21 protein-coding genes are annotated in these 25,610 nt (G+C 71.3%); 8 read left to right on the forward strand and 13 right to left on the reverse strand.

From position 1 onward, the window contains the following. Positions 1 to 51: 51 nt before the first annotated feature. The 5 genes from prcA to arc form a co-directional block, all read right to left on the reverse strand. Positions 52 to 864: a proteasome subunit alpha gene (gene prcA / locus OG710_RS04180; RefSeq protein WP_111333591.1), complete on the reverse strand. Its 813-nt coding sequence runs from the start codon at positions 862 to 864 to the stop codon at positions 52 to 54. A gap of 62 nt (positions 865 to 926) precedes the next feature. After that, positions 927 to 1,772 carry a proteasome subunit beta gene (prcB, locus tag OG710_RS04185; RefSeq protein ID WP_443064219.1) on the reverse strand — a complete coding sequence of 282 codons (846 nt, stop codon included), beginning with the start codon at positions 1,770 to 1,772 and terminating at the stop codon, positions 927 to 929. Positions 1,773 to 2,009: 237 nt separating this feature from the next. Further along, entirely contained in the window at positions 2,010 to 2,228 is a 219-nt protein-coding gene (locus OG710_RS04195; RefSeq protein WP_111333587.1) for a ubiquitin-like protein Pup, read from the reverse strand. 130 nt (positions 2,229 to 2,358) lie between these two features. After that, positions 2,359 to 3,870 carry a depupylase/deamidase Dop gene (gene dop, locus OG710_RS04200; protein ID WP_330238125.1) on the reverse strand — a complete coding sequence of 504 codons (1,512 nt, stop codon included), beginning with the start codon at positions 3,868 to 3,870 and terminating at the stop codon, positions 2,359 to 2,361. Between the two features lie 240 nt (positions 3,871 to 4,110). Beyond that, positions 4,111 to 5,877 (reverse strand): proteasome ATPase, encoded by a 1,767-nt coding sequence (arc, locus tag OG710_RS04205; protein ID WP_330238126.1) that lies wholly within the window; start codon positions 5,875 to 5,877, stop codon positions 4,111 to 4,113. Between the two features lie 243 nt (positions 5,878 to 6,120). Between arc and OG710_RS04210 the strand changes: the two genes are divergently transcribed. After that, entirely contained in the window at positions 6,121 to 6,432 is a 312-nt protein-coding gene (locus OG710_RS04210; protein ID WP_330238127.1) for a ferredoxin, read from the forward strand. 43 nt (positions 6,433 to 6,475) lie between these two features. Here the strand turns inward: OG710_RS04210 and OG710_RS04215 are convergent, their stop codons facing one another. The 3 genes from OG710_RS04215 to OG710_RS04225 all read right to left on the reverse strand — a co-directional run bounded on the left by OG710_RS04215 (position 6,476) and on the right by OG710_RS04225 (position 9,501). Further along, on the reverse strand, positions 6,476 to 7,063 hold the full coding sequence (locus OG710_RS04215) for a hypothetical protein (protein ID WP_330238128.1): 588 nt from the start codon (positions 7,061 to 7,063) through the stop codon (positions 6,476 to 6,478). A 207-nt stretch (positions 7,064 to 7,270) separates the two neighbouring features. Next, the gene (locus OG710_RS04220) at positions 7,271 to 8,176 is read right to left on the reverse strand and encodes a tRNA (adenine-N1)-methyltransferase (RefSeq protein ID WP_111333578.1); all 906 of its coding nucleotides are present in this window, start codon (positions 8,174 to 8,176) and stop codon (positions 7,271 to 7,273) included. A gap of 74 nt (positions 8,177 to 8,250) precedes the next feature. Then, positions 8,251 to 9,501 carry a site-2 protease family protein gene (locus OG710_RS04225; protein WP_330238129.1) on the reverse strand — a complete coding sequence of 417 codons (1,251 nt, stop codon included), beginning with the start codon at positions 9,499 to 9,501 and terminating at the stop codon, positions 8,251 to 8,253. 228 nt (positions 9,502 to 9,729) lie between these two features. Between OG710_RS04225 and OG710_RS04230 the strand changes: the two genes are divergently transcribed. Both OG710_RS04230 and OG710_RS04235 read left to right on the forward strand, forming a co-directional pair. Beyond that, positions 9,730 to 10,575 carry a RecB family exonuclease gene (locus OG710_RS04230; RefSeq protein WP_330242153.1) on the forward strand — a complete coding sequence of 282 codons (846 nt, stop codon included), beginning with the start codon at positions 9,730 to 9,732 and terminating at the stop codon, positions 10,573 to 10,575. A 9-nt stretch (positions 10,576 to 10,584) separates the two neighbouring features. After that, a complete protein-coding gene (locus OG710_RS04235; protein WP_330238130.1) occupies positions 10,585 to 11,256 on the forward strand; it encodes a response regulator transcription factor in 672 nt (223 codons plus the stop codon). A 25-nt stretch (positions 11,257 to 11,281) separates the two neighbouring features. On the opposite strand, the gene OG710_RS04240 is transcribed toward OG710_RS04235, so the two are convergent. The 3 genes from OG710_RS04240 to metH form a co-directional block, all read right to left on the reverse strand. Then, entirely contained in the window at positions 11,282 to 12,856 is a 1,575-nt protein-coding gene (locus OG710_RS04240; RefSeq protein WP_330238131.1) for an ABC transporter substrate-binding protein, read from the reverse strand. 36 nt (positions 12,857 to 12,892) lie between these two features. Further along, positions 12,893 to 13,609 (reverse strand): HAD family hydrolase, encoded by a 717-nt coding sequence (locus OG710_RS04245; protein ID WP_330238132.1) that lies wholly within the window; start codon positions 13,607 to 13,609, stop codon positions 12,893 to 12,895. A gap of 119 nt (positions 13,610 to 13,728) precedes the next feature. Beyond that, the gene (metH, locus tag OG710_RS04250; protein WP_330238133.1) at positions 13,729 to 17,241 is read right to left on the reverse strand and encodes a methionine synthase; all 3,513 of its coding nucleotides are present in this window, start codon (positions 17,239 to 17,241) and stop codon (positions 13,729 to 13,731) included. A gap of 238 nt (positions 17,242 to 17,479) precedes the next feature. Between metH and OG710_RS04255 the strand changes: the two genes are divergently transcribed. The 5 genes from OG710_RS04255 (at position 17,480) to OG710_RS04275 (ending at position 23,272) form a co-directional block, all read left to right on the forward strand. Beyond that, positions 17,480 to 18,244 carry an IclR family transcriptional regulator gene (locus OG710_RS04255; RefSeq protein ID WP_330242154.1) on the forward strand — a complete coding sequence of 255 codons (765 nt, stop codon included), beginning with the start codon at positions 17,480 to 17,482 and terminating at the stop codon, positions 18,242 to 18,244. A gap of 287 nt (positions 18,245 to 18,531) precedes the next feature. After that, complete coding sequence (locus OG710_RS04260; RefSeq protein WP_330238134.1) at positions 18,532 to 19,323, forward strand: MIP/aquaporin family protein; 792 nt, start codon at positions 18,532 to 18,534, stop codon at positions 19,321 to 19,323. Positions 19,324 to 19,365: 42 nt separating this feature from the next. Beyond that, entirely contained in the window at positions 19,366 to 20,907 is a 1,542-nt protein-coding gene (gene glpK / locus OG710_RS04265; RefSeq protein ID WP_111333558.1) for a glycerol kinase GlpK, read from the forward strand. A 5-nt stretch (positions 20,908 to 20,912) separates the two neighbouring features. Continuing rightward, a complete protein-coding gene (locus OG710_RS04270) occupies positions 20,913 to 22,526 on the forward strand; it encodes a glycerol-3-phosphate dehydrogenase/oxidase (RefSeq protein ID WP_330238135.1) in 1,614 nt (537 codons plus the stop codon). 74 nt (positions 22,527 to 22,600) lie between these two features. Continuing rightward, positions 22,601 to 23,272, forward strand: coding sequence for a FadR/GntR family transcriptional regulator (locus tag OG710_RS04275; RefSeq protein ID WP_330238136.1), 672 nt, complete (start codon positions 22,601 to 22,603; stop codon positions 23,270 to 23,272). Between the two features lie 12 nt (positions 23,273 to 23,284). Here the strand turns inward: OG710_RS04275 and OG710_RS04280 are convergent, their stop codons facing one another. Continuing rightward, complete coding sequence (locus OG710_RS04280) at positions 23,285 to 24,064, reverse strand: SDR family NAD(P)-dependent oxidoreductase (protein WP_330238137.1); 780 nt, start codon at positions 24,062 to 24,064, stop codon at positions 23,285 to 23,287. Beyond that, on the reverse strand, positions 24,061 to 25,389 hold the full coding sequence (locus tag OG710_RS04285; RefSeq protein WP_330238138.1) for an enolase C-terminal domain-like protein: 1,329 nt from the start codon (positions 25,387 to 25,389) through the stop codon (positions 24,061 to 24,063). Before OG710_RS04285 ends, OG710_RS04280 begins: the two co-directional genes overlap by 4 nt. Between the last annotated feature and the right edge of the window lie 221 nt (positions 25,390 to 25,610).

Genomic DNA, 25,610 nt, shown 5'->3' on the forward strand with positions numbered 1-25,610 from the left:
CGCCTGGGGCGGGCCGGGGCTCGGGTGGGCCGGAAAAGGCCGGGCGATGCGCTACTCCACGTCCCCGCCGGATTCGGTGGTGTCCTTGGTGGCCGCGGGGGCGTCCGGGGCGGCGTCGCCGTCCTCGGTGTCGGACGGGGCGTCGGTGGGCGTGGAGGCGGCGGCCTCCGCCTCCAGGAGCCGGGCCAGCTGCCGGCCGACGATCCGCTTGAACTTGCGCTGCTGCGGCCGGGTGCGGTCCAGGACGGCCACTTCGAGCCGGTCCGCGGGAATCTCCCGCTCGCTGCCGTTGGGGTCGCGGGAGAGGGCCTGCACCGCCAGTCTCAGCGCCTCGGCGAGTGACATCCCGTCGCGGTGGCGCTGGTCGAGGAAGGTGGAGATCTGCTCCGCGTTGCCGCCGACCGCGACCGAACCGTGTTCGTCCACGATCGAGCCGTCGTGCGGCAACCGGTAGATCTGGTCGCCCTCGGGCTCGCTGCCGACCTCGGCGACCACGAGTTCCACCTCGTACGGCTTCTCGGCCGCGCTGGAGAAAATCGTGCCGAGGGTCTGCGCGTAGACGTTCGCCAGTCCGCGGGCGGTCACATCGTCGCGGTCATAGGTGTATCCGCGCAGATCCGCGTAGCGCACTCCGCCGATGCGGAGGTTTTCGTACTCGTTGTACTTACCGGCGGCGGCGAAACCGATCCGGTCGTAGATCTCGCTGAACTTGTGCAGTGCACGGGACGGGTTCTCGCCGACGAACACAATTCCGTCGGCGTACTGCAGCACTACCAGGCTGCGACCACGGGCGATGCCCTTCCGGGCGTATTCCGCCCGGTCGGCCATGGCCTGCTGAGGTGAGACATAGAACGGCGTCGACACCGGCTATCCGTCCCTTTCTGTCAGTGGCGGGAGCATCGGAGAAGCGGGAAGGGAACGCGTGCTCAGAGCAGCGCGGCGCGCGGGCCGTCGGGCTGTTCCAGGCGGCGTTCCAGAATCGCGCGGGCGACCTCGGCGGATTCCGCGTCGGTCAGCCTCCGGAAGCCCTCGTCCGTGATGACGGTGACGATGGGGTAGATACGGCGGCCCACGTCCGGGCCGCCCGTCGCGGAGTCGTCGTCGGCCGCGTCGTACAGGGCCTGCACGACCAGCGTGAGCGTCTCCTGCTCCGTCAGGTCCTCGCGGTAGAGCTTCTTCATGGAGCCGCGGGCGAAGAGGGAGCCGGAGCCGGTGGAGGCGTAGCCGTGCTCCTCGGAGCGGCCGCCGGTGACGTCGTAGCTGAAGATGCGTCCGCGTTCGCGGTCCATGTCGTAGCCGGCGAAGAGCGGGACGACGGCGAGGCCCTGCATGGCCATCGCCAGATTGCTCCGGATCATCGTGGAGAGCCGGTTCGCCTTGCCCTCGAAGGAGAGCTGGGCGCCCTCCACCTTCTCGAAGTGTTCCAGCTCCAGCTGGAAGAGCTTGACCATCTCCACGGCGAGACCCGCCGTACCGGCGATGCCCACCGCCGAGTACTCGTCGGCCGGGAAGACCTTCTCGATGTCGCGCTGCGCGATCATGTTCCCCATGGTCGCCCGCCGGTCACCGGCGAGGACGACACCGCCGGGGAAGGCCGCCGCCACGATCGTCGTGCCGTGCGGCGCCTCGATGGCCCCCTTCAGCGGCGGCGCCTGCCGGTTGCCCGGAAGCATCTCGGGCGCCTGGTCGGACAGGAAGTCCATGAAGGAGGACGATCCCGGCGTCAGGAAGGCAGCTGGTAGACGCCCGGTGCTACGAGTGTTGGCTTCCACGCGTTTCCCTCCAGGTATGCGATGGCCCTGCGCAAGGTGTCAGGATCATCCCCAACTTGCCGACGGCCGGATTCCAGTTGAAGCGGTACGCCCCGGACCCTACCCGCCCGGGGGCGGTGATCCACATCCGTGGCGGGGGCAAATCGGGCCGCCGGAGCGCTCCGGCGGCCCGCGGTGTGCGGTACGGGCGAGCCGCCCGTACCGCACGTCCGCTGCGGGCCTCCGGCACGGGGCCGGTTACTGGCCGCCCTTCTGCACGAACGAGCGCACGAAGTCCTCGGCGTTGGCCTCCAGGACGTCGTCGATCTCGTCCAGGACGTCGTCCACGTCCTCGCTCAGCTTCTCCTGGCGTTCCTTGAGGTCCTCGGAGACCTGCGCGTCCTGCGCCTGCTCCTCGACCTCCTCGGTGGAACGCGTCGCCTTCTGCTGTCCGCCGCCGGTGTCCTTGGTCGCCATCTAGCTCACCCCGCTCGGTTCGAAGCACTTGATCAGACCCTACCCACGGGGTCCGACATTGGCCCGGTACTTGTCTCAACGTCCGGAGGTCATCGGAATGATTCCCAGCCGGGAGCCCTTTCAGGCGCCGTCAGCCGCCCGAGAGCACCTGGACCAGTTCCTGCGCGGTGCGGCAGCGGTCCAGCAGGGACTTCACATGCTCACGGGTGCCCCGCAGCGGCTCCATCGTGGGCACCCGCTGCAACGAGTCCTGACCCGGCAGATCGAAGATCACCGAGTCCCAGGAGGCGGCCGCGACGTCGTCGGCGTACTTTTCGAGGCAGCGGCCGCGGAAGTACGCCCTGGTGTCGTCCGGCGGTGCCGTACGGGCCCGCTCGACCTCGCGCTCGTCGAGGAGACGTTTCATCCGGCCCCGGGCCACCAGACGGTTGTACAGGCCCTTCTCCTGCCGTACGTCCGCGTACTGCAGGTCCACCAGGTGCAGCCGGGCCGCGTCCCAGTCCAGGCCGTCCCGGCGCCGGTAGCCGTCCATGAGCTGCCGCTTCGCCACCCAGTCCAGCTCGCCGGCCAGGCTCATCGGATCGTTCTCCAGCCGGTTGAGGGTGTCCTCCCACCGGCTGAGGATGTCCTTGGTCTGTTCGTCGGCGTCCGCGCCGTACCGCTCCTCGACGTATTTGCGGCCCAGCTCGAAGTACTCCATCTGGAGCTGCACCGCGGTCAGTGTCCGGCCGCTGCGCAGCGTGATCAGCTGTCGCAGTCCGGGGTCGTGGGAGACCTGGTGCAGCGTGCGCACCGGCTGGTCCACGGCGAGATCGACGTTGATGAAGCCGTCCTCGATCATGGACAGGACCAGCGAGGTGGTGCCCAGCTTGAGGTAGGTGGAGATCTCCGAGAGGTTGGCGTCGCCGATGATCACATGGAGCCGGCGGTACTTCTCGGCGTCGGAGTGCGGCTCGTCGCGGGTGTTGATGATGGGGCGCTTGAGCGTGGTCTCCAGGCCGACCTCGACCTCGAAGTAGTCGGCGCGCTGGCTGATCTGGAAGCCGTGCTCCTGGCCGTCCTGGCCGATGCCGACCCGTCCGGCGCCGGTGACCACCTGGCGCGAGACGAAGAACGGCGTCAGATGGCGCACGATGTCCGAGAAAGGGGTCTCCCGCTTCATCAGATAGTTCTCGTGCGTCCCGTAGGAGGCGCCCTTGTTGTCGGTGTTGTTCTTGTAGAGGTGGATCGGCTGGGCGCCCGGAAGCTGCGCCGCGCGCTCGGCCGCCTCGGCCATGATGCGCTCGCCGGCCTTGTCCCACAGGACGGCGTCCCTGGGGTTGGTGATCTCCGGGGAGCTGTACTCGGGGTGCGCGTGGTCGACGTAGAGCCGGGCCCCGTTGGTGAGGATCACATTGGCCAGGCCGATGTCCTCGTCCGTGAGCTGGCTGGAGTCGGCGGTCTCGCGGGCGAGGTCGAAGCCCCGCGCGTCCCGCAGCGGGTTCTCCTCCTCGAAGTCCCAGCGGGCGCGGCGCGCCCGGTGCATCGCCGCCGCGTAGGCGTTGACGATCTGGGACGAGGTGAGCATGGCATTGGCGCTGGGGTGCCCCGGAACGGAGATCCCGTACTCCGTCTCGATGCCCATTACTCGCCGTACGGTCATCCGGCCCTCCTTGCCCGGCGGCGCTCCCTTCCGGGGGCGGCGCTCAAGTACCGCTGCTTGTTCGGTGGGTGCGCGGCCCGCCCCTCCCGCGCTGCGTGGACGGGCGGTACGCCAGAGCCTAGAACGCGTCCGTGCCGGTGGGGAGATCAATTGCGTCGTCATTGCCGCGGTGTCGCCGCGGCTGTCCGGAAAGCAACCGGCTGCGGATGCCCGGCCGGGCATCCGCAGCCGGTGCGCCTTCTACAGGTACTGCCCGGTGTTGGCCACCGTGTCGATGGAACGGCCGGTGTCCGCGCCCTGCTTTCCGGTGACGAGCGTGCGGATGTAGACGATCCGCTCGCCCTTCTTGCCGGAGATGCGGGCCCAGTCGTCCGGGTTGGTGGTGTTCGGCAGGTCCTCGTTCTCCTTGAACTCGTCCACGCACGCCTGGAGGAGGTGGGAGACCCGCAGGCCCTTCTGGCCGTGGTCGAGGAAGGCCTTGATGGCCATCTTCTTGGCCCGGTCGACGATGTTCTGGATCATCGCGCCGGAGTTGAAGTCCTTGAAGTACAGGACTTCCTTGTCGCCGTTGGCGTACGTGACCTCGAGGAAGCGGTTCTCCTCGGACTCGGTGTACATCCGCTCCACGACGGACTGGATCATGGCGTGCGCCGCGGCTTCCTTCGAGCCGGTGTGCTCGGCCAGATCGTCCGCGTGCAGCGGCAGCGAGGCGGTGAGGTACTTGGCGAAGATGTCCTTCGCGGCCTCCGCGTCCGGGCGCTCGATCTTGATCTTCACATCGAGCCGGCCGGGGCGCAGGATCGCCGGGTCGATCATGTCCTCGCGGTTGGAGGCGCCGATGACGATGACGTTCTCCAGGCCCTCCACACCGTCGATCTCGGCGAGCAGCTGCGGGACGATGGTGTTCTCCACGTCCGAGCTGACGCCCGACCCACGGGTGCGGAAGAGGGACTCCATCTCGTCGAAGAAGACGATGACGGGGGTGCCCTCGCTGGCCTTCTCACGGGCCCGCTGGAAGACCAGGCGGATGTGGCGCTCGGTCTCGCCGACGTACTTGTTGAGGAGCTCGGGGCCCTTGATGTTGAGGAAGTAGCTCTTTCCGGCGGGCTGGCCGGTGACTTCGGCGACCTTCTTCGCCAGGGAATTGGCGACGGCCTTGGCGATGAGCGTCTTGCCGCAGCCGGGCGGGCCGTAGAGCAGGATGCCCTTGGGCGGGCGCAGCTCGTGCTCCCGGAAGAGGTCGGGGTGGAGATAGGGGAGCTCGACCGCGTCGCGGATCAGCTCGATCTGGTCGCCCAGGCCGCCGATCTTGTCGTAGTCGATGTCCGGGACCTCTTCGAGGACGAGTTCCTCGACCTCGCTCTTGGGCACGACCTCGTAGACGTAGCCGGAGCGGGGTTCGAGCAGCAGGGCGTCGCCGGGGCGGATGGTGGTGTCCAGCAGCGGCTCGGCGAGCCTGACCACCCGTTCCTCGTCGGTGTGCCCGATGACCAGGGCGCGCTCGCCGTCCTCGAGGATCTCCTTGAGGGTGACGATGTCCCCGGCGCGCTCGAACTGCATGGCCTCGACCACGTTGAGCGCTTCGTTGAGCATGACCTCCTGGCCGCGCCGGAGGTCGTCGAGTTCGACGCTGGGGCTGACGTTCACCCGGAGCTTGCGGCCCCCGGTGAAGATGTCGCAGGTGCCGTCCTCGTTGGCCTGCAGGAACACCCCGAAACCGGCCGGCGGCTGCGCGAGCCGGTCGACCTCTTCCTTGAGGGCCACGATCTGGTCGCGGGCCTCGCGGAGCGTACTGGCGAGCCGCTCGTTCTGGGCGGACACGCCTGCGAGGTTGGTCTGCAACTCGACGATCCGCTCTTCGAGAATCCTCGTATGCCGCGGAGAGTCGGCGAGCTTGCGTCGCAGGACGGCGATTTCCTGCTCGAGAAAGGCAACCTGGCCGGCTGGGTCTTCGGACCCCCGCACGGGCCGGATGCCGCGGTTGATGTCGTCGTCGTGGGCTGCCACGGTCCTCACCTCCTCCAAGGGGAGCTGGACGCTTCCTGACCCTACCTGCGTGGGTGGTGATTGAAACCCCTAGATCACAAAGACTGCGGGGTGTGTCCGATCTTCACCCTTGCGCTCTCCCCCGTTCCTGGGGGGATACCCACGGTTCAACGCGGGAATGCGGCCGGTTGTATCGTCGAAGCGTTCAACACCCGTCAGGGCTGGCTCTTTCCCGGTCCGGATACGCAGGAAACGGCAGGCGACATGACCGTGCGGCAGGACGCTCCCACCGATGGCGAGGCGCAGGACCTGGAGGTCTGGATCGACCAGGATCTCTGCACGGGCGACGGGATCTGCGTGCAGTACGCGCCCGAGGTGTTCGAGCTGGACATCGACGGTTTGGCATATGTGAAGAGCGCCGAGGACGAGCTGCTCCAGGACAAGGGGGCGACCACGCCGGTGCCGCTGCCGCTGCTCCAGGACGTGGTGGACTCGGCGAAGGAGTGCCCGGGCGACTGCATCCATGTGCGACGCGTTTCGGACAGGGTCGAGGTGTACGGACCGGAGGCGGCCTGATCCACCGGCGGCGGTGGGACGCGGGGTGCCCGGTGCCTCGGGGTCAGATGCCGGTGTCGATGGGCTCGGCGGTCTGGCTGTTGCGGACGAAGGCGCCGTTCTGCCACTGCCAGGTGACCTTCTCCTGCTGGTCGGGGCAGCACGAGGGCACCGATGACGAGGAGTAGCCGAGGAGCGTGGCGGAGATGACGCCGTCGCGCACGGCGAAGTCGCCGACGCTGAACTGCTGGGCGGGTTCCACCAGGGTCGCCACGACCCTGGGAGCGGACCCGCTCCGCTGTGTCAGGACGTAGACGCCGCTGGGCGGGGTGCCCGATCCGGCCGCGCAGTGGACCACGGCGACGGTCTCGGGCCGGTCGTCGCCGTCGAGGTCACCGGGGGCCTGCTTGACGACGGTGTGGCCGACGTCGCCGCACTCCAGCGGGAAGTCCGCCTCGGCCGGGTCGGGGGCCGCGGCCGGCTCCGCCTGCCGCTGCTGGACCGGAGTGCTCCGGGAGGACGTGGAGGCGCTGGCGTCGGGCTGGAACAGGCCGGCCAGCGCGACGACGGCCGCCATGGCGGTCGCGGTGGCGAGCCAGTGCATGGGCTTGCTGTCGTTGTGCGCGAGGTCCGGGAGTGCGGAGGTCTGCACGCGGGCTGTCTCCTGTTGTTCCTGTGGGGCGGCCGTCTGCGTCGGCGGTACGGGGTGGCCAGCATCGTGCCACACCTCACACCGGGGCGGAACGGTGGGGTGCGCCCGGAGGTGCGGACCGCGTACGGGCGGCTACGAGAAGGGCGCCGCCGCCGGGTCTCCGGGTCGGTCCGGGACCCGGCGGCGGCGCCGGTACGTGGCTCGGGGTCAGTCGTCGGCGGAGCCGTTGCGACCGCCGGGCCCGTCGTAGTCCTCGCCGTAGGCGCCCTTGGAGGGGCGGCGGCGCCGGGCCGGGGCCTGGACGCCGTCGGCGAGCCGGCGGGCGGTGACGAGGAAGCCGGTGTGGCCGATCATGCGGTGGTCGGGGCGGACGGCCAGGCCCTCGACGTGCCAGTTGCGGATCATCGACTCCCAGGGCTGCGGTTCGGCGAAGCAGCCGATCTCGCGGATGGACTCGACCGTCCGGGAGAGCTGGGTGGTGGTGGCGACGTACGCGCAGAGGATGCCGCCGGGGACGAGCGCCTTGGAGACGACGTCCAGGCACTCCCAGGGGGCCAGCATGTCCAGCACGACGCGGTCCACGTCGGTGTCCGTGAGGTTGTCCTGGAGGTCGCCGACCGTGAGCTGCCAGGCGGGGTGCGGGCTGCCGAAGTAGCGCTCGACGTTCTGCTGGGCGATCTCGGCGAAGTCCTCGCGGCGCTCGTAGGAGTGCAGCATGCCCTGCTCGCCGATGGCGCGGAGCAGGAAGGTCGAGAGCGCGCCCGAGCCGACGCCCGCCTCCACGACGCGTGCGCCGGGGAAGATGTCGCCGAAGGCGAGGATCTGGCCCGCGTCCTTCGGGTAGACCACGGCGGCGCCGCGGGGCATGGACAGGACGTAGTCGGGGAGCAGGGGGCGCAGCGCGAGGTAGGCGACGTTTCCCGTGGTACGGACCACACTGCCCTCGGGGGCGCCGATCAGCTCGTCGTGCGGGAAGGAACCCTTGTGGGTGTGAAAGCTCTTCCCGGCTTCGAGCGTGAAGGTGTGGTGGCGTCCCTTGGGATCGGTGAGCTGGACCTGGTCCCCGACCTTGAAGGGCCCGCGTCGGCGGGCGGCACCGGTCGGTTCAGACATGTGACCAGCGTACCCGTGTTTCGGGGGCCTCCGACCGCCCCGCCCGTACGCCTGTGCGACTGTACGGGCGGGGTTCAGGCGGCCGGGCGGGCCATGGCGGCGACGAAGGCGCGCTCGACGTCGGCGGTGGAGAGCACGCCGTAGATCTCGCCGGTCTCCTCGACCACCAGGTACTCGGTCGCGGGGGTGGCCTTGAGGTGGTCCAGGAGCGCTTCCCCGGCGAGTTCGGCGGAGACCTTCATGCCGTCCGTGAGGTCCTGGGCGAGGCCGCTGACGGCGACCCAGGGCCGGCGGTGCTCCGGGACGGCGACGATCGCGGTCTCCCGGACGAGGGCCTTGGGCGCGCCGGTGCCGTCCACGACGACGAGGGCACGGGCGCCCGCCTCGTTGGCCCGGCGCAGCGCCTCGGAGAGGGGGGTGGCGTCCTCGACGGGGACGGCGCGCCGGGTGAGGCTGCGGGCGCGCAGGTCGGGGAGGTGTTCGCGGAGCCGGGCCATGCGCAGGCTGTTCCCGGCGCCGGTCCAGATGATGGCGGCGAGGATCGCGGCGAGCAGGGCGTCGGTGACGGTGTCCATGCCGCTGATCTCGCCGGCGTCGTTGCCCAGGGAGCCGCTGCGGGTGAGGAGCGGGAGGCCGACGAGCGTGACGACGGCGAGGGCGCGGCCGACCCAGGCGGCGGCGACGGTGCCGCTCATGGGCTTGCCGGTGATCTTCCAGACGACGGCCCTGAGCATGCGGCCGCCGTCCAGCGGGAGGCCGGGCAGCAGGTTGAAGGCGGCGACGATGAGGTTGGAGATCATCAGCCCGCCGAGCAGCACGGCGGGCACGGTGCCGCGTTCGACGAAGCGCAGCGGTACGTAGAAGAGGCCGCCGAGCACGAGGGAGAGCAGCGGGCCGACGAAGGCGAGGACGAATTCGCGGCCGGGGGTCTCGGACTCCTTCTCGATCTCGGAGACGCCGCCGAAGAACTGGAGCTGGATGCGCCGTACGGGGAGCTTGTAGCGCAGTGCGGCGATGGTGTGCGCCAGTTCGTGGACGAGCACGGAGGCGTAGAAGGCGATCGCGAAGAAGAGCGCCACGAGGTAGCGGGCGGCGCCGAGGTCGGGCAGCACCCGGTCGAGCTGGCCGCCGAACACCCAGGTGATCAGGGCCGCGACCAGGAACCAGCTGGGTGCGACGTAGACGGGCACGCCGAAGGGGCGGCCCATGAGGATGCCGCCTCCGGGCTCGTCCCGGCGCGGGGGCCGGCCCTTTCCGGGGCCGTCGCCGGGGCCGGTGCCCGCCGGTCCGGCCTGCGGCCGCCGGCTGTCGCCGCTCTCGTCCACGAGGTCCCTTCGGTTCGATGTCCTTCGCGGTGTCTTTCGCCACGATGATGCAGTGTTGGAGGGTCTGTGGTCGATGGTATGCCGATCGGTGTCGGTGGCGGGCCGTAGGGTCTTCGCATGACCTCCGTTCCGCCGCCCTCCCAGCCGCCCCGACCGGCCCCTTCGCCGTCGCCGTCTCCGTCGCCGTCCTCGCCGTCGTCGCTCTCGCCGTCGCGGGCGGGCGACTTCATGCAGTGCCCCCTGCTGTACCGCTTCCGGGTCATCGACAAGCTGCCGGAGAAGCCCAGCGAGGCGGCTACCCGCGGCACGCTGGTCCATGCGGTGCTTGAGCGGCTGTTCGACAGCCCGGCGGCGGAGCGGACGCCGGGGCGGGCGACGGCGCTGATTCCGGGCCAGTGGGACCGGCTGCTGGAATCGAGGCCGGAGCTGGCCGAGCTGTTCGCCGGGGACGAGGGGGGCGAGCGCCTGGCGCGGTGGCTGGGGCAGGCGGAGCAGCTGGTGGAGCGCTGGTTCTCGCTGGAGGACCCGACGCGGCTGGAGCCGGCGGAGCGCGAGCTGTTCGTCGAGACGGAGCTGGAGTCGGGGCTGCGGCTGCGCGGGGTGATCGACCGGATCGACGTGGCGCCGACGGGCGAGGTCCGGATCGTCGACTACAAGACGGGGAAGGCGCCGCGTCCGGAGTACGCGGAGGGGGCGCTGTTCCAGATGAAGTTCTACGCCCTGGTGATCTGGCGGCTCAAGGGTGTGGTGCCGCGCCGGCTCCAGCTGGTCTACCTCGGCAGCGGCGATGTGATGACGTACGACCCGGTGGTGGCGGACCTGGAGCGGGTGGAGCGCAAGCTGCTGGCGCTGTGGGAGGCGATCTCGCTGGCGACGCGCACGGGCGAGTGGCGGCCGCGCCCGACGAAGCTGTGCGGCTGGTGCGACCATCAGGCGCTCTGTCCGGAATTCGGTGGGACTCCCCCGGTCTATCCGCTGAGCGTCCGCCCGGCCGGTGACGGGCAGGATGACCAGGGCAGAATGGACCCGGTCCGGGCTGAGGCCGGCCGGCCTGTGGCCCTCGACGGGCATTGAGGAGATCTGGTGGCTATCCGCGTCCTTCTGGTCGACGACCAACCGCTGCTGCGCACGGGCTTCCGGATGATTCTGGAGGCCGAGGGCGATCTGGTGGTGGTGGGCGAGGCCGGTGACGGCCTCCAGGCCCTGGACCAGGTGCGCGCGCTGCAGCCCGACGTGGTCCTGATGGACATCCGCATGCCCCGGATGGACGGGGTCGAGGCGACCCGGCAGATCACCGGTCCGGGCCGGGACGGCCCGGCGAAGGTCCTGGTGCTGACCACGTTCGACCTCGACGAGTACGTGGTGGAGGCGCTGCGTGCCGGGGCCAGCGGCTTTCTGCTCAAGGACGCCCCGGCCGACGAGCTGGTGCAGGCGATCCGGGTGGTGGCGGCCGGCGAGGCGATGCTCGCCCCGAGCATCACGCGCCGGCTGCTCGACAAGTACGCGGACCATCTGCCGTCCGGCGAGGAGCCCGTGCCGGACACGCTGCACACGCTGACCGACCGCGAGGTCGAGGTGCTGAAGCTGGTGGCGCGCGGCCTGTCGAACGCGGAGATCGCGGCGGACCTGTTCGTCAGCGAGACGACGGTGAAGACGCATGTGGGCCATGTGCTGACGAAGCTGGGCCTGCGCGACCGGGTGCAGGCCGCGGTGTACGCGTACGAGAGCGGTCTGGTGCGCCCCGGCGCGCAGTGACGCCGGGGCGCGGGCGGCGCGGGGTTCAGGCGCTGCCCCGGCGCAGCTCCCAGAGCCGCAGATCGGTGCCGGGCCCGACCGCCCATTCGACGCCGCCGACGCCTTCCAGCGACGCGGTGTACCGCGTCTCCTGCCAGAGCGGGAGTACGGGCACGTCGCGGGCGACGACGTCCTGGAGCCGTTCGAGGGCGGGTACGGCGGCGGTGCGGTCGGCCGTGCGGCGTGACCGGTCGACGAGGGTGCGGGCCTCGGGCGGGGCGGCGGGGCCGAGGAGGGGCGCCGTGTAGGCGTCGGGGTCCGGGAAGTCGGGGACCAGGACCGTGCCGTGGACGGCGTAGTCGCCGCGCAGCAGCGCCGGGCCGAAGCGGGCCCGGGGGACGCCCCGGGCCGTGACGTCGAAGAGGCCGGTGTCGTTGAGCTGCTTCGCGACCGCGTCGAAGGCGGCGGTCTCCGGGCCGTGGCGGTCGTCCGGGTAGTGCAGGGTGAAGCGGACCGGGGTGGGCACCTCGGCCTTCTTGAGAAGGGCGGCGGCCCCGGCGGTGTCGGGTTCGCCGTAGGCGCTGTAGAAGGCGTTGGCGTGGGCGGTGACGCCGGCGGGTATCGGCGAGTACAGCGGCTCGACGGTGCCGCCCCGGACCCGGCTCGCGATGCGGCCCCGGTCGACGGACCGGGCGACGGCGCGGCGGACGGCCCGGTCGCGGACGGCGGGAGCGCCGGTGTCGAAGCCGAGGTAGCCGATGGCGAGACCGGGCATCTCGGTGAGCCGTACGCCGTCCTCGGGTTCGGCGAGCAGCCGCCGGGCCCGGTCCGTGGACATGGCGTGGGCCATCACGTCGACGCGCCGTGCGTCGAAGGCCTTCTCCATGGCGGCGGCGTCGGGGAAGACGTCGAGTTCGACCGTGTCGTCGTGTGTCTCGTGGCTCCCCCGGTACCGGGGATTGCGGGTGAAGGTCGCCTTCACGAGCCGGCCGGATCTGACTTCCGCCTTCATGGTGTACGGCCCCGAGCCGTCCACCCGGAATCCGTCGCGGGCGGCGTCGGCGGGGTAGTGGGCGCGCGGGACGATCCCGGCGGCCGGGGTGGCCAGCTTGTACGGGAAGGCGGCGTCCGGGGTGCGGAGGTGGAAGACGATGTCGCGGGTGCCCGCGGTCTCGACGGTGTCGATGCTGTCGAGGAGGGCGGCGGGTCCGCCGTCGGCGCCGATGCGGCGGACGCGGTCGATGGAGTGGGCGACGTCGTCGGGGGTGACGGGGGTGCTGTCGGCGAAGGTGAGTCCGGTGCGCAGCCGGCAGCGGTAGCTCTCGCTCCGGCTGTCCGTGAAGCGGCAGTTCTCGGCCGCGTCGGGGACGGGGGCGCCGCCGCCGCGTGGGGTGGCCAGCAGGGTCTGCACGGTCTGCCGCAGCACGTTCTGGGCGCCCGGCCCGTGCGCGGTGGCCGGGTCGAGCGGGGCGGGGTCGGTGGTGGAGGCGGCGATCCGGTCCGTGGTGCCGACGACGACGGGGCCGGTGTCGGTGCCGCCGCCGTCCGGCGCGCCGCAGCCGGCGAGCACGGGCGCCAGCAGGCCCGCGACGGCCGGCAGCACCAGGGTCTTGCGTTTCATGGGGGCCGTTCTCCCTGTGGTTCGGGGAGAACGACCCTATCGGGCGTGTTCCGCGGTCCCTCGGGCGATGAGCTCCCGGAGGAAGGCGAGGTCCACTTCTTCCAGGGAGCCCACGACGACCCGGCCCTCGGCGGGGGCGATGGGTGCGACGGAGGGCACGGCGACCACCCGGCATCCGGCGGCCTCGGCCGCGGCCACCCCGGTGGCGGTGTCCTCGATGACGGCGCAGAGCCCGGGTTCGGCGCCGAAGCCGCGGGCGGCGGTGAGGTAGGGCTCGGGGTGCGGCTTGGTGCGGGTGACCTCGTCGCCGGCGACGGTGAGCGCGAAGTGGTGGCGGCCGACCGAGTCCAGGACCCGGTCGATGATGCGGCGGTGGGAGGCGGAGACGAGGGCGGTGGGGATGTCGTGGCGGCCCAGTTCGGCCAGCAGGCGGGCGGCGCCCGGCATCAGCGGGACGCCCCGGCCGATGCGCTTCTCGAACCGGTCGTTGAGGAGGACGGTGAGCTCGTCGAGGGTGACGTCGGCGCCGGTCGCCTCCATGAGATAGCCGGCGCTGCGGGTCATCGGTCCCCCGACGACCACCTCGCGCCATGCCTCGTCCAGCCGGTGCCCGAGGTCGGCGAAGACCTCCACCTCGACGTCCCACCAGAAGCCCTCGGTGTCGACCAGGGTGCCGTCCATGTCGAGGAGGACGGCCTGGAGGGCGGCGCCCTGGGCCGTGCGGGTCGGGGACGCGGGAACCGTACTGGTCATCCGGCACACCTTCCATGAGGGACGAGAAGGCCGGCCGCCCGTCCCGGAGGATGGGCGACCGGCCTGCGCTGGACCGACCAGTGTACGACGTGATCGGCTACGACGCGTCGAACGGAGTCTTACCGCGCGTTGAAATACTTCGCCTCCGGGTGGTGGATGACGATCGCGTCGGTGGACTGCTCGGGGTGGAGCTGGAACTCCTCGGAGAGGTGGACGCCGATCCGCTCCGGCTGGAGCAGGTCCGCGATCTTGGCGCGGTCCTCCAGGTCGGGGCAGGCGCCGTAGCCGAGCGAGAAGCGCGCGCCCCGGTACTTCAGCGCGAACATGTCCTCGACCTGGGCCGGGTCCTCCCCGGCGAAGCCCAGTTCCGAGCGGACGCGGGCGTGCCAGTACTCGGCGAGGGCCTCGGCCAGCTGGACGGAGAGCCCGTGCAGCTCCAGGTAGTCGCGGTAGGCGTTGGCCTCGAAGAGCTTGGCGGTCTCGGCGCCGATCTTCGAGCCGACGGTGACGACCTGGAGGCCGACGACGTCCGTCTCGCCGGACTCCTCGGGGCGGAAGAAGTCCGACAGGCACAGGCGGCGGCCGCGGCGCTGGCGCGGGAAGGTGAAGCGGGTGCGCTCCGAGCCGTCCTCGTGCAGCAGGATCAGGTCGTCGCCCTTGGAGACGCAGGGGTAGTAGCCGTAGACGACGGCCGCCTCCAGGAGGTTGTCCGTCTGGAGCCGGTCGAGCAGGCCGCGCAGGCGCGGGCGCCCCTCGCTCTCGGCGAGCTGCTCGAAGGTGGGTCCGTCGCCGGCCCTGGACTGCTTGAGGCCCCACTGGCCCTTGAAGAGGGCGCCCTCGTCGAGCCAGGAGGAGTACTCCTTGAGCGGGATGCCCTTGATGACGCGGCTGCCCCAGAACGGCGGGGTGGGGACCGGGTTGGTGACGGAGACGTCGGAACGGACGCCCTCCTCCGGCTCCTCGACCTCCAGCACGGCGGTGTCCCGCTTGGGGACGCGGCGCTGCTTGAGCTCGGGCAGAGTCGCGCCGGGGACGCCGCGCTTGACGGCGATGAGCGCGTCCATCAGGCGCAGGCCCTCGAAGGCGTCGCGGGCGTAGCGGACCTCGCCCTCGTAGATCTCGTGGAGGTCCTGCTCGACGTAGGCGCGGGTCAGGGCGGCGCCGCCGAGGATCACCGGGTATTCGGCGGCCAGCTTGCGCTGGTTCAGCTCCTCCAGGTTCTCCTTCATGATCACGGTGGACTTGACGAGGAGGCCGGACATCCCGATGACGTCCGCCTTGTGCTCGTCGGCGGCCTCCAGGATCGCGGAGACGGGCTGCTTGATGCCGATGTTGACGACGTTGAACCCGTTGTTGGACAGGATGATGTCGACGAGGTTCTTGCCGATGTCGTGGACGTCGCCCCGGACGGTGGCCAGCACGATGGTGCCCTTGCCCTGCGCGTCCGACTTCTCCATGTGCGGTTCCAGGTGGGCGACCGCGCTCTTCATGACCTCGGCGGACTGGAGGACGAACGGCAGCTGCATCTGGCCGGAGCCGAAGAGCTCGCCGACGACCTTCATGCCGGCCAGGAGCGTGTTGTTGACGATGTCGAGGGCGGGCGTGTCCTTGAGGGCCTCGTCGAGGTCCTCCTCCAGGCCGTTCTTCTCGCCGTCGATGATGCGGCGCTGGAGGCGCTCGTCCAGCGGGAGGGCCAGGAGTTCCTCGGCCTTGCCCTCCTTGAGGGACTTCATGTTGACGCCCTCGAACAGCTCCATGAGCCGCTGGAGGGGGTCGTAGCCCTCGGCGCGGCGGTCGTAGACGAGGTCGAGGGCGACCTTTACCTGCTCCTCCTCCAGCCGGGCGATGGGCAGGATCTTGGAGGCGTGCACGATGGCGGAGTCCAGGCCGGCCTTGACGCACTCGTCCAGGAAGACGGAGTTCAGGACGACGCGGGCGGCCGGGTTGAGGCCGAAGGAGATGTTGGAGAGGCCGAGCGTGGTCTGCACGGCGGGGTGGCGCTTCTTCAGCTCGCGGATGGCCTCGATGGTGGCCATGCCGTCCTTGCGGGACTCCTCCTGGCCGGTGCAGATGGTGAAGGTCAGGGTGTCGATGAGGATGTCCGACTCCTGGATGCCCCAGTTGCCGGTGAGGTCGGCGATGAGCCGTTCGGCGATGGCGACCTTGTGCTCGGCGGTGCGGGCCTGGCCCTCCTCGTCGATGGTCAGCGCGATCAGGGCGGCGCCGTGCTCGGCGGCCAGCCGGGTGACCTTGACGAAGCGGGAGTCCGGGCCGTCGCCGTCCTCGTAGTTGACGGAGTTGAGGACCGCGCGGCCGCCCAGCTTCTCCAGGCCGGCCCGCAGCACGGGCAGTTCCGTGGAGTCCAGGACGATCGGCAGCGTGGAGGCGGTGGCGAACCGGCCGGCCAGCTCCTCCATGTCGGCGACGCCGTCGCGGCCCACGTAGTCGACGCACAGGTCGAGCATGTGCGCGCCCTCGCGGATCTGGTCGCGGGCCATCTCCACGCAGTCGTCCCAGCGGCCCTCCAGCATGGCCTCGCGGAACTTGCGCGATCCGTTGGCGTTCGTGCGCTCGCCGATCGCCAGGTACGAGGTGTCCTGGCGGAAGGGGACGGTCTGGTAGAGCGAGGCGGCGCCGGGCTCGGGGCGCGGCTCGCGGGCGGCCGGGACGGTGCCGCGTACGCGCTCGACCACCTGGCGCATGTGCTCCGGGGTCGTGCCGCAGCAGCCGCCGACCAGGGAGAGGCCGTACTCGCGGACGAAGGTCTCCTGGGCGTCGGCCAGCCCCTCCGCGTCGAGCGGGAAGTGCGCGCCGTCCTTGGTCAGGACGGGCAGGCCGGCGTTGGGCATGCAGAGCAGCGGGATGCGGGAGTGCCGGGTGAGGTAGCGCAGGTGCTCGCTCATCTCGGCGGGGCCGGTCGAGCAGTTCAGCCCGATCATGTCGATGCCGAGGGGCTCCAGGGCGGTCAGGGCCGCGCCGATCTCGGAGCCGAGGAGCATGGTGCCGGTCGTCTCGAAGGCCAGCGAGCACAGCACCGGCAGGTCGCTGCCCAGGGCCTCCAGGGCGCGGCGGGCGCCGAGGACGGCGGCCTTGGTCTGCAGGAGGTCCTGGGTGGTCTCGATGATCAGCGCGTCGGCGCCGCCGGCGATCAGGCCCTCGGCGTTGGCCTGGAAGCCGTCGCGGACGGTGGCGTAGGGGATGTGGCCGAGGGTGGGCAGCTTGGTGCCGGGGCCCATGGAGCCGAGGACCCAGCGCTGCTCGCCGGTGGAGGCGGTGTACGCGTCGGCGACCTCGCGGGCGATGCGCGCTCCGGCCTCGGAGAGTTCGTGGACGCGGTCGGCGATGTCGTACTCGCCGAGGGCGGCGGTGTTGGCGCCGAAGGTGTTCGTCTCGACGCAGTCGACGCCGACGGCGAAGTACGCCTCGTGCACGGAGCGCACGATGTCCGGCCGGGTGAGGTTGAGGATCTCGTTGCAGCCTTCGAGGTTCTCGAAGTCCGCGAGCGTGGGGTCCTGCGCCTGGAGCATGGTGCCCATGGCACCGTCGGCCACCACCACTCGGGCGGTGAGCGCCTCACGAAGGGCGGCGGAACGGGTCCGGCTGTCGGCGGAAGGGGTTGGCGACGAGGCCATGGATGTACTCCCTGGGATGCGACGGCTGTCGGCTTTGCGTCTTCGGCGGAAGGCGCACCCGGCCAGGGTAGCCGGGTCGCGGCCCGGCCCGTCACTCTGTCCCACGAGCCGGACTGCATGCTGGTCACGGGGGTGTCCGGGGTCGCCGGGTGTCGCGGACTTCCGTTGCGGTCGAGCGCGGGTCGGCATCGGCCGATAGTGTTCAGCATTGTCGAACAAGGTGGAGGAGTACGGCGCCATGGCCAAGAACATCCAGTCGCTGGAGCGGGCCGCGGCGATGCTGCGCCTGCTGGCGGGCGGCGAGCGGCGGCTGGGTCTCTCCGAGATCGCCTCCTCACTGGGCCTGGCCAAGGGCACCGCACACGGCATCCTGCGCACGCTCCAGCACGAGGGCTTCGTCGAGCAGGACAGCGCCTCCGGCCGCTATCAGCTGGGCGCGGAGCTGCTGCGTCTGGGCAACAGCTATCTCGACGTCCACGAGCTGCGGGCCCGCGCCCTGGTCTGGACGGACGACCTGGCCCGGTCCAGCGGCGAGAGCGTCCACCTGGGCGTGCTGCACCAGCAGGGCGTCCTGATCGTCCACCACGTCTTCCGGCCCGACGACAGCCGCCAGGTCCTGGAGGTGGGGGCCATGCAGCCGCTGCACTCCACGGCCCTGGGCAAGGTGCTGGCCGCCTACGACCCGGTGGCGCACACCGAGGCCATGGAGGTCGAGCGGCGCCCGTTCACGCCCCGGACGGTGACCGGCGCGGAGGAGTTCGAGGCGGTCCTGGACGGGGTGCGGGCGCGGGGCTGGGGGTCCGACGTGGAGGAGACCTGGGAGGGGGTGGCCGCGGTGGCCGCCCCGATCCACGACCGGCGCCGGATGCCGGTGGGGGCCATAGCCGTGACCGGTGCGGTGGAGCGGGTCTGCAAGGAGGGCGAGCTGCGCCCCGAGCTGGTCGCGGCGGTGCGCGACTGCGCCCGCGCCGTCTCGCGGGACCTGGGCGCCCGCCGCTTCTGAGCCGCCCGCCCCGCCGTTTCCCAGCCCCCCGCCCCACCGGCCGGGGGCCGCCCGCGTACCCGGCCGGCCGGCTCCGTAACGATCGATTCGTACGTCACACCCCTCTTGACGCTGCCTTCACCTGGACGAAACACTGCCGTTCACCGGTCGGCATTGTCGAACACTTAACGGAAATTCGCGTTAGGGTGTGGCCGTGCCAAGGGCCGGCCAAGCCCTCCCACGAGGGCGCGGACCACCGGAGGGATTCGGGGTTCGGCTTCCCTGGACGAAGGACAAAGGAGTCGCGGGTGTCCAGCTCCGACATCTTCATCGGCGAGACCATCGGTACCGCCGTACTCATCCTGCTCGGCGGCGGTGTCTGTGCCGCCGTCACGCTCAAGCACTCCAAGGCGCGGAACGCCGGCTGGCTCGCCATCACCTTCGGGTGGGGCTTCGCGGTGCTCACCGGCGCCTATCTGGCCGGCGGCGTGTCGGGGGCGCATCTCAACCCGGCCGTCACCATCGGCCTGGCCATCGAGGGCGGCACCGAGTGGAGCGACGTACCGCTCTACCTCGGCTCGGAGCTGCTCGGCGCGATGATCGGCGCGGTGCTGGTCTGGCTGACGTACTACGGGCAGTTCCGGGCCCATCTCACCGATCCGGAGGTCCTGCGGACCCATTCGGGTGAGGAGGGCATGGTCGACCAGTCCGCGGCGCCCGCGGCCGGACCGGTGCTCGGTGTCTTCTCGACGGGCCCCGAGATCCGCAACGCCGCGCAGAACGTCCTCACCGAGGTCATCGCCACCGTCGTGCTGGTGCTCGCCATCCTCACCCAGGGCCTCAACGCCGACGGCGACGGGCTCGGCACGCTGGGCGCGCTGATCACCTCCCTGGTCGTCGTCGGCATCGGCCTGTCGCTCGGCGGCCCGACCGGGTACGCGATCAACCCGGTCCGCGACCTCGGTCCGCGTATCGTGCACGCGCTGCTGCCGCTGCCGAACAAGGGCGGCTCCGACTGGGGCTACGCCTGGGTCCCGGTCGTCGGCCCGCTGATCGGCGGCGCGCTCGCGGGCGGCCTCTACAACCTCGCCTTCGCCTAGCCCGTACCCACACCACTCCACACAGACCTCCGGGAGCACACCGTGACCGACGCACACACCACCGGCAGCCACGGCACCGGCCCGTTCATCGCGGCCATCGACCAGGGCACGACCTCCAGCCGCTGCATCGTCTTCGACAAGGACGGGCGGATCGTCTCCGTCGACCAGAAGGAGCACGAGCAGATCTTCCCCAAGCCGGGCTGGGTCGAACACGACGCGGCCGAAATCTGGGAGAACGTCCAGGAAGTCGTCGCCGGAGCGATCGTGAAGGCCGGCATCACCGCCGCCGACGTCCAGGCGATCGGCATCACCAACCAGCGCGAGACCACCCTGCTGTGGGACCGCCACACCGGTGAACCCGTCCACAACGCCCTCGTCTGGCAGGACACCCGTACCGACGCGCTCTGCAAGGAACTCGGCCGCAACGTCGGCCAGGACCGCTTCCGCCGCGAGACCGGGCTGCCGCTCGCCTCGTACTTCGCCGGGCCCAAGGTGCGCTGGCTGCTCGACAACGTCGAGGGGCTGCGCGAGCGGGCCGAACGCGGCGACATCCTCTTCGGCACCATGGACTCCTGGGTCATCTGGAACCTCACCGGCGGCACCGAGGGCGGCGTCCACGTCACCGACGTCACCAACGCCTCGCGCACCCTTCTGATGAACCTGCACACCATGCAGTGGGACGAGCGCATCTGCTCCTCCATCGGGGTGCCCACGGCCGTGCTGCCCGAGATCCGCTCCTCCGCCGAGGTCTACGGGACCGCCAGGGGCGGCGTGCTCGACGGGGTGCCGGTGGCCTCCGCGCTGGGCGACCAGCAGGCCGCGCTGTTCGGCCAGACGTGCTTCGCCGAGGGCGAGGCCAAGTCCACGTACGGCACCGGCACCTTCATGCTGATGAACACCGGCGAGACGCCCGTCAACTCCTACAACGGACTGCTGACGACGGTCGGCTACCGGATCGGCGACCAGAAGGCGGTGTACGCCCTGGAGGGGTCGATCGCCGTCACCGGCTCGCTGGTGCAGTGGATGCGCGACCAGATGGGGCTGATCCAGTCCGCGGCCGAGATCGAGACCCTGGCGTCCTCGGTGGAGGACAACGGCGGCGCCTACTTCGTGCCCGCCTTCTCCGGCCTGTTCGCCCCGTACTGGCGCCCGGACGCCCGCGGTGTCATCGCCGGCCTCACCCGGTACGTCACCAAGGCGCACATCGCCCGCGCCGTCCTTGAGGCCACCGCCTGGCAGACACGCGAGATCAGCGACGCCATGACCAAGGACTCCGGCGTCGAGCTGACCGCCCTCAAGGTGGACGGCGGCATGACCTCCAACAACCTACTGATGCAGACGCTCGCCGACTTCCTGGACGCGCCCGTGGTGCGGCCGATGGTCGCCGAGACCACCTGCCTCGGCGCCGCCTACGCCGCCGGCCTGGCCGTCGGCTTCTGGCCGGACACCGACGCGCTGCGCGCCAACTGGCGCCGCGCCGCCGAGTGGACCCCCCGCATGGACGCGGACACCCGCGCCCGCGAGTACAAGAGCTGGCTCAAGGCCGTGGAACGCACCATGGGCTGGCTGGACGACGAGGAGTAGACACCATGACCACCCCGCAGAGCGTCCCCACCCTCGGGACGCACCCGGCATCCGGCTCCCTGCCGAGCCGCGCCGAGACACGGGAGCAGCTGTCCGGAGCGACGTACGACCTCCTGGTGATCGGCGGCGGCATCCTGGGCATCTCCACCGCCTGGCACGCCGCGCAGTCCGGGCTGCGGGTGGCCCTGGTGGACGCCGGCGACTTCGCCGGCGCCACCTCCTCCGCCTCCTCCAAGCTGCTCCACGGCGGGCTGCGCTATCTGCAGACCGGCGCGGTGAAGCTGGTGGCGGAGAACCACTTCGAGCGCCGTGCGGTCTCCCGCCAGGTCGCCCCGCACCTGGCCAACCCGCTCACCTTCTATCTGCCGGTGTACAAGGGAGGGCCGCACGGCGCGGCGAAGCTCGGCGCGGGCGTCTTCGCGTACTCGGCGCTGTCCGCCTTCGGGGACGGCGTCGGCCATGTGATCAGCCCGGCGAAGGCGGCGCGCGACGTGCCGGAGCTGCGTACGGAGAACCTGCGCGCGGTCGCGGTGTACGGCGACGACCAGATGAACGACGCCCGGATGGCGCTGATGACGGTCCGCGCGGCGGTCGACGCGGGCGCGGTGGTGCTCAACCACGCGGCGGTGACCGGGCTGCGGTTCACCCGTGGCCGGGTGACGGGCGCCGAGTTGCGGGACGCCCTGGACGGGACCGAGTTCGGGGTGAGCGCACGGCTCGTGCTGAACGCGACCGGGCCGTGGGTGGACCACCTGCGCAGGATGGAGGACCCGAACGCGGCGCCCTCCATACGCCTGTCCAAGGGCGCCCATCTGGTGCTGAGGCGGACCCGGCCCTGGAAGGCCGCGCTGGCGACCCCGATCGACAAGTACCGCATCACGTTCGCCCTGCCCTGGGAGGACATGCTGCTCCTGGGCACGACCGACGAGGAGTACGAGGGCGACCCGGCGGAGGTCGCGGTGACCGAGAAGGACACCGCGCAGATCCTGGACGAGGCGGCGTTCTCGGTACGGGACCAGCAGCTGTCGCGGGACCTGATCACGTACGCGTTCGCCGGGCTGCGGGTGCTGCCGGGCGGGCCGGGCGACACCTCGAAGGCCAAGCGCGAGACCGTCGTGACGGAGGGCCGGGGCGGGATGCTCTCGGTGGCCGGCGGCAAGTGGACGACGTTCCGGCACATCGGGCGCACGGTGATGAACAAGCTGGCCGCGCTCCCCGGCCGGCCGCTCGCCGAGGACATGGAACCGATGGCCCGGCTGCCCAGGAAGCTGCCGCTGCCCGGTATCGCCAACCCGAACGCGGTGGCGCACCGGCTGCTCGTGGACGGCGGGACGCCCGGCCCCCGGATGGCCGCCGACACCGCCCGCCATCTGGCCACGCACTACGGCTCGCTGTCCTTCGACATCGCCCGGCTGGCCAACGAGGACCCGGCGCTGGCCGAGCGCGTCCACCCGAACGCCCCGGAGATCTGGGCGCAGGTCGTCTACGCGCGGGACCACGAGTGGGCCGAGTCGGTGGACGACGTGCTGCGCCGGCGGACGACGCTGACCATCCGGGGGCTGGCGACGGACGAGGTCCGGGACCGGGTGGCGAAGGTGCTGGGCGAGCGGCGCGGCTGAGCCGGTCCGGCGGTCGGAGGGGGCCTCGTCGGGACGCATAATGGGGCGATAGATCGGATGTCTGGAGGTCGCCCATGGCTGTCACCGACGAGGCCATCGAGAAGATCAAGGAAATGATCGTCTCGGGTGCGCTGAGGCCCGGCGATCGTCTGCCCAAGGAGAGCGAGCTCGCCGCGGAGCTGGGGCTTTCCCGCAACTCGCTGCGGGAGGCGGTGCGCGCGCTGTCGCTGATCCGGATTCTCGACGTCCGCCAGGGCGACGGCACGTATGTGACGAGCCTGGACCCGCAGTTGCTGCTGGAGGCGCTGAGTTTCGTCGTGGACTTCCACCGGGACGACACGGTGCTGGAGTTCCTGGCGGTGCGCCGGATTCTGGAGCCGGCCGCGACGGCGATGGCGGCGTCCCGGATCGGCGAGGAGCAATTGGACCTGCTGAGCGCGCAGTTGGACGCGCTGGGCGAGCGGCCCTCGGTGGAGGAGCTGGTCGCCTGCGATCTGGAGTTCCACCGGGGCATCGTCCAGGCGTCCGGGAACTCGGTGCTGTGCTCGCTGCTCGACGGGCTGTCGGGGCCGACGACCCGTGCGCGGGTGTGGCGCGGGCTGACGCAGGAGGACGCGGTGAGCCGGACGCTGCACGAGCACCGGGCGATCCTCTCCGCGCTGCGGGCCCGCGACGCGGAGGCGGCGCGGGCCTGGGCGACGGTGCACGTGGCGAGCGTGGAGCAGTGGCTGCGCTCGACGCTGTAGCGGGGGCCCGTCTCAGGTGGCGGCGGGGCGCGGGCGCAGCCCCTGCATCCCGCCGTCCACGGCCAGGGCGGTGCCGGTGACGGACGCCGCGGCGGGGCCGGCGAGGTAGCAGACCGCGGCGGCCACCTCGTCGGCGGAGACCAGCCGGCCCAGGGGCTGCCGGGCTTCGAGGGCGGCGCGTTCGGCCACCGGGTCGTCCGCCCGGTCGAGCAGCCGCCCGATCCACGGGGTGTCGGCGGTGCCGGGGTTGACGCAGTTGACGCGGATGCCTTCGCGGACGTGGTCGGCGGCCATGGCGAGGGTGAGCGCGAGGACCGCGCCCTTGCTCGCGCTGTACAGGGCGCGCCGGGGCAGTCCGGCGGTGGCGGCGATCGAGCAGGTGTGGGTGACCGATACGGCGCCGGGGCGCTCGGTGGCGGCCCGGCGCAGATGCGGCAGGGCGTGTCGGGCGACGCGGACCATGCCGAGCACGTTGACGTCGAGGACCCGCGCCCACTCGGCGTCGTCGTTGTCCTCGACGGTGCCGATCGCGCCGATGCCCGCGTTGGAGACCAGGGTGTGCAGGGGGCCGAGGGCGGCGGCGGCCCGGTCGACCCCGGCGCGCACGGCGGCGTCGTCGGTGACGTCGGCCGGGACGGCGAGGGCGCCGGGGGGTGTGCCGGTGGTGTCGCGGTCGAGGACGGCGACGCGTGCGCCGCGCGCCAGGAGCAGGGTGGTGACGGCGGCCCCGATGCCGGAGGCGCCTCCGGTCACCAGGGCGTTCATCCCCTCGAAGTCGTGTGGGCCGGTCATCGGCTCTCCTCCTGCTGTCGCTCGGTGCGCGGGGTGGGTGCGTGGCGGTGTGCGGCGAGGGACTCGGGGCGCATCCTGGCCGAGAAGCCGGGGGCCTCGGGGGCGGTGTAGCGGCCGTCGACGAGGACGACGGGGTCGGTGAAGTGCTCGTGGAGGTGGTCGACGTACTCGATCACGCGGTTCTCCCGGCTGCCGGAGACGGCGACGAAGTCGAACATGGCGAGGTGCTGGACGAGTTCGCAGAGCCCGACTCCCCCGGCGTGCGGGCAGACGGGGACGCCGTACTTGGCGGCCAGCAGCAGGATCGCCAGGTTCTCGTTGACGCCGGCGACGCGTGCGGCGTCGATCTGGACGAAGTCGACGGCCCCGGCCTGCAGGAGCTGCTTGAACACGACCCGGTTGGCAGCGTGTTCGCCGGTGGCGACGGCGACCGGCTGTCCGGCGCGCACGGCGGCGTGGCCGAGTACGTCGTCGGGGCTGGTCGGTTCCTCGATCCAGTGCGGGTCGTACGGGGCGAGCGCGGTCATCCGGGCGATGGCTTCGGCCACGTCCCAGCGCTGGTTGGCGTCCAGGGCGATGCGGACGTCCGGGCCGACCGCCGCGCGGGCGAGGGCCGTGCGGCGGACGTCGTCGTCGGGCCGGCCGCCGACCTTGAGCTTGATCTGGGTGAAGCCGTCGGCGACGGCCCGCCGGGCGAGCCGGACCAGTTTGTCGTCGGAGTAGCCGAGCCAGCCGGGTGAGGTGGTGTACGCGGGGTAGCCCTCGGCGCGCAGTCGTGCGGTGCGGGCGGCGCGGCCCGGTTCGGCGGCGCGCAGGATGGCCAGCGCCTCGTCGGGGGTGAGGGCGTCGGTGAGGTAGCGGAAGTCGACGAGGGAGACCAGTTCCTCGGGCGTCATCCGGGCCAGGAACTCCCAGACGGGCCGGCCGGCGAGCTTGGCGGCCAGGTCCCAGGCGGCGTTGACCACCGCTCCGGCGGCCATGTGCATCACGCCCTTCTCGGGTCCCAGCCAGCGCAGTTGGGAGTCATGGGTCAGCTCCCGGTACAGGGCGCCGAGGCCGGCGGCGCCGCGAGGGACGGGGCGCCCGACGAGATGGGGGCGCAGGGCCCCGATGGCGGCGGCCATGACGTCGTTGCCCCGGCCGATGGTGAAGCAGAAGCCGTGTCCTTCGGCGGGCTCGCCGTCCGGTCCGGCGGCATCGGTGCGCAGCACGACGTAGGCGGCCGAGTAGTCGGGGTCGGGGTTCATGGCGTCCGAGCCGTCCAGCTGTCGCGAGGTCGGAAATCGGATGTCGTGGACCTCGACGTCCGTGACGGTCTGTCTCATACGTCCCCCAGGGAAATAACATCGGACCTCTGCACGGGTCATCCGATGTATAGCCCGCCGAATACCCCTCGGTCCAGAGAGATGGCCCGAATTTCGGCCGACAGCTCGGATGTATGAGTAGGTGTTGTTCAACTGGGCAGGTTCACCCGGCCATGCACGGGGCTGCGGTTCGGGACGCCGCAGGCCGTAAGGTTGTCCCGTACGCAAGGGAACTTCGGAAG

This window comes from Streptomyces sp. NBC_00525, assembly GCF_036346595.1.
Taxonomy (GTDB): domain Bacteria; phylum Actinomycetota; class Actinomycetes; order Streptomycetales; family Streptomycetaceae; genus Streptomyces.

Coding starts and splice junctions, on each gene's coding strand:
- OG710_RS04195 (WP_111333587.1), bottom strand. CDS start 2,228: ATGGCGACCAAGGACACCGGCGGCGGACAGCAGAAGGCGACGCGTTCC.
- dop (WP_330238125.1), bottom strand. CDS start 3,870: ATGACCGTACGGCGAGTAATGGGCATCGAGACGGAGTACGGGATCTCC.
- OG710_RS04210 (WP_330238127.1), top strand. CDS start 6,121: ATGACCGTGCGGCAGGACGCTCCCACCGATGGCGAGGCGCAGGACCTG.
- OG710_RS04220 (WP_111333578.1), bottom strand. CDS start 8,176: ATGTCTGAACCGACCGGTGCCGCCCGCCGACGCGGGCCCTTCAAGGTC.
- OG710_RS04230 (WP_330242153.1), top strand. CDS start 9,730: ATGCAGTGCCCCCTGCTGTACCGCTTCCGGGTCATCGACAAGCTGCCG.
- OG710_RS04240 (WP_330238131.1), bottom strand. CDS start 12,856: ATGAAACGCAAGACCCTGGTGCTGCCGGCCGTCGCGGGCCTGCTGGCG.
- OG710_RS04245 (WP_330238132.1), bottom strand. CDS start 13,609: ATGACCAGTACGGTTCCCGCGTCCCCGACCCGCACGGCCCAGGGCGCC.
- metH (WP_330238133.1), bottom strand. CDS start 17,241: ATGGCCTCGTCGCCAACCCCTTCCGCCGACAGCCGGACCCGTTCCGCC.
- OG710_RS04255 (WP_330242154.1), top strand. CDS start 17,480: ATGGCCAAGAACATCCAGTCGCTGGAGCGGGCCGCGGCGATGCTGCGC.
- OG710_RS04270 (WP_330238135.1), top strand. CDS start 20,913: ATGACCACCCCGCAGAGCGTCCCCACCCTCGGGACGCACCCGGCATCC.
- OG710_RS04275 (WP_330238136.1), top strand. CDS start 22,601: ATGGCTGTCACCGACGAGGCCATCGAGAAGATCAAGGAAATGATCGTC.
- OG710_RS04280 (WP_330238137.1), bottom strand. CDS start 24,064: ATGACCGGCCCACACGACTTCGAGGGGATGAACGCCCTGGTGACCGGA.
- OG710_RS04285 (WP_330238138.1), bottom strand. CDS start 25,389: ATGAGACAGACCGTCACGGACGTCGAGGTCCACGACATCCGATTTCCG.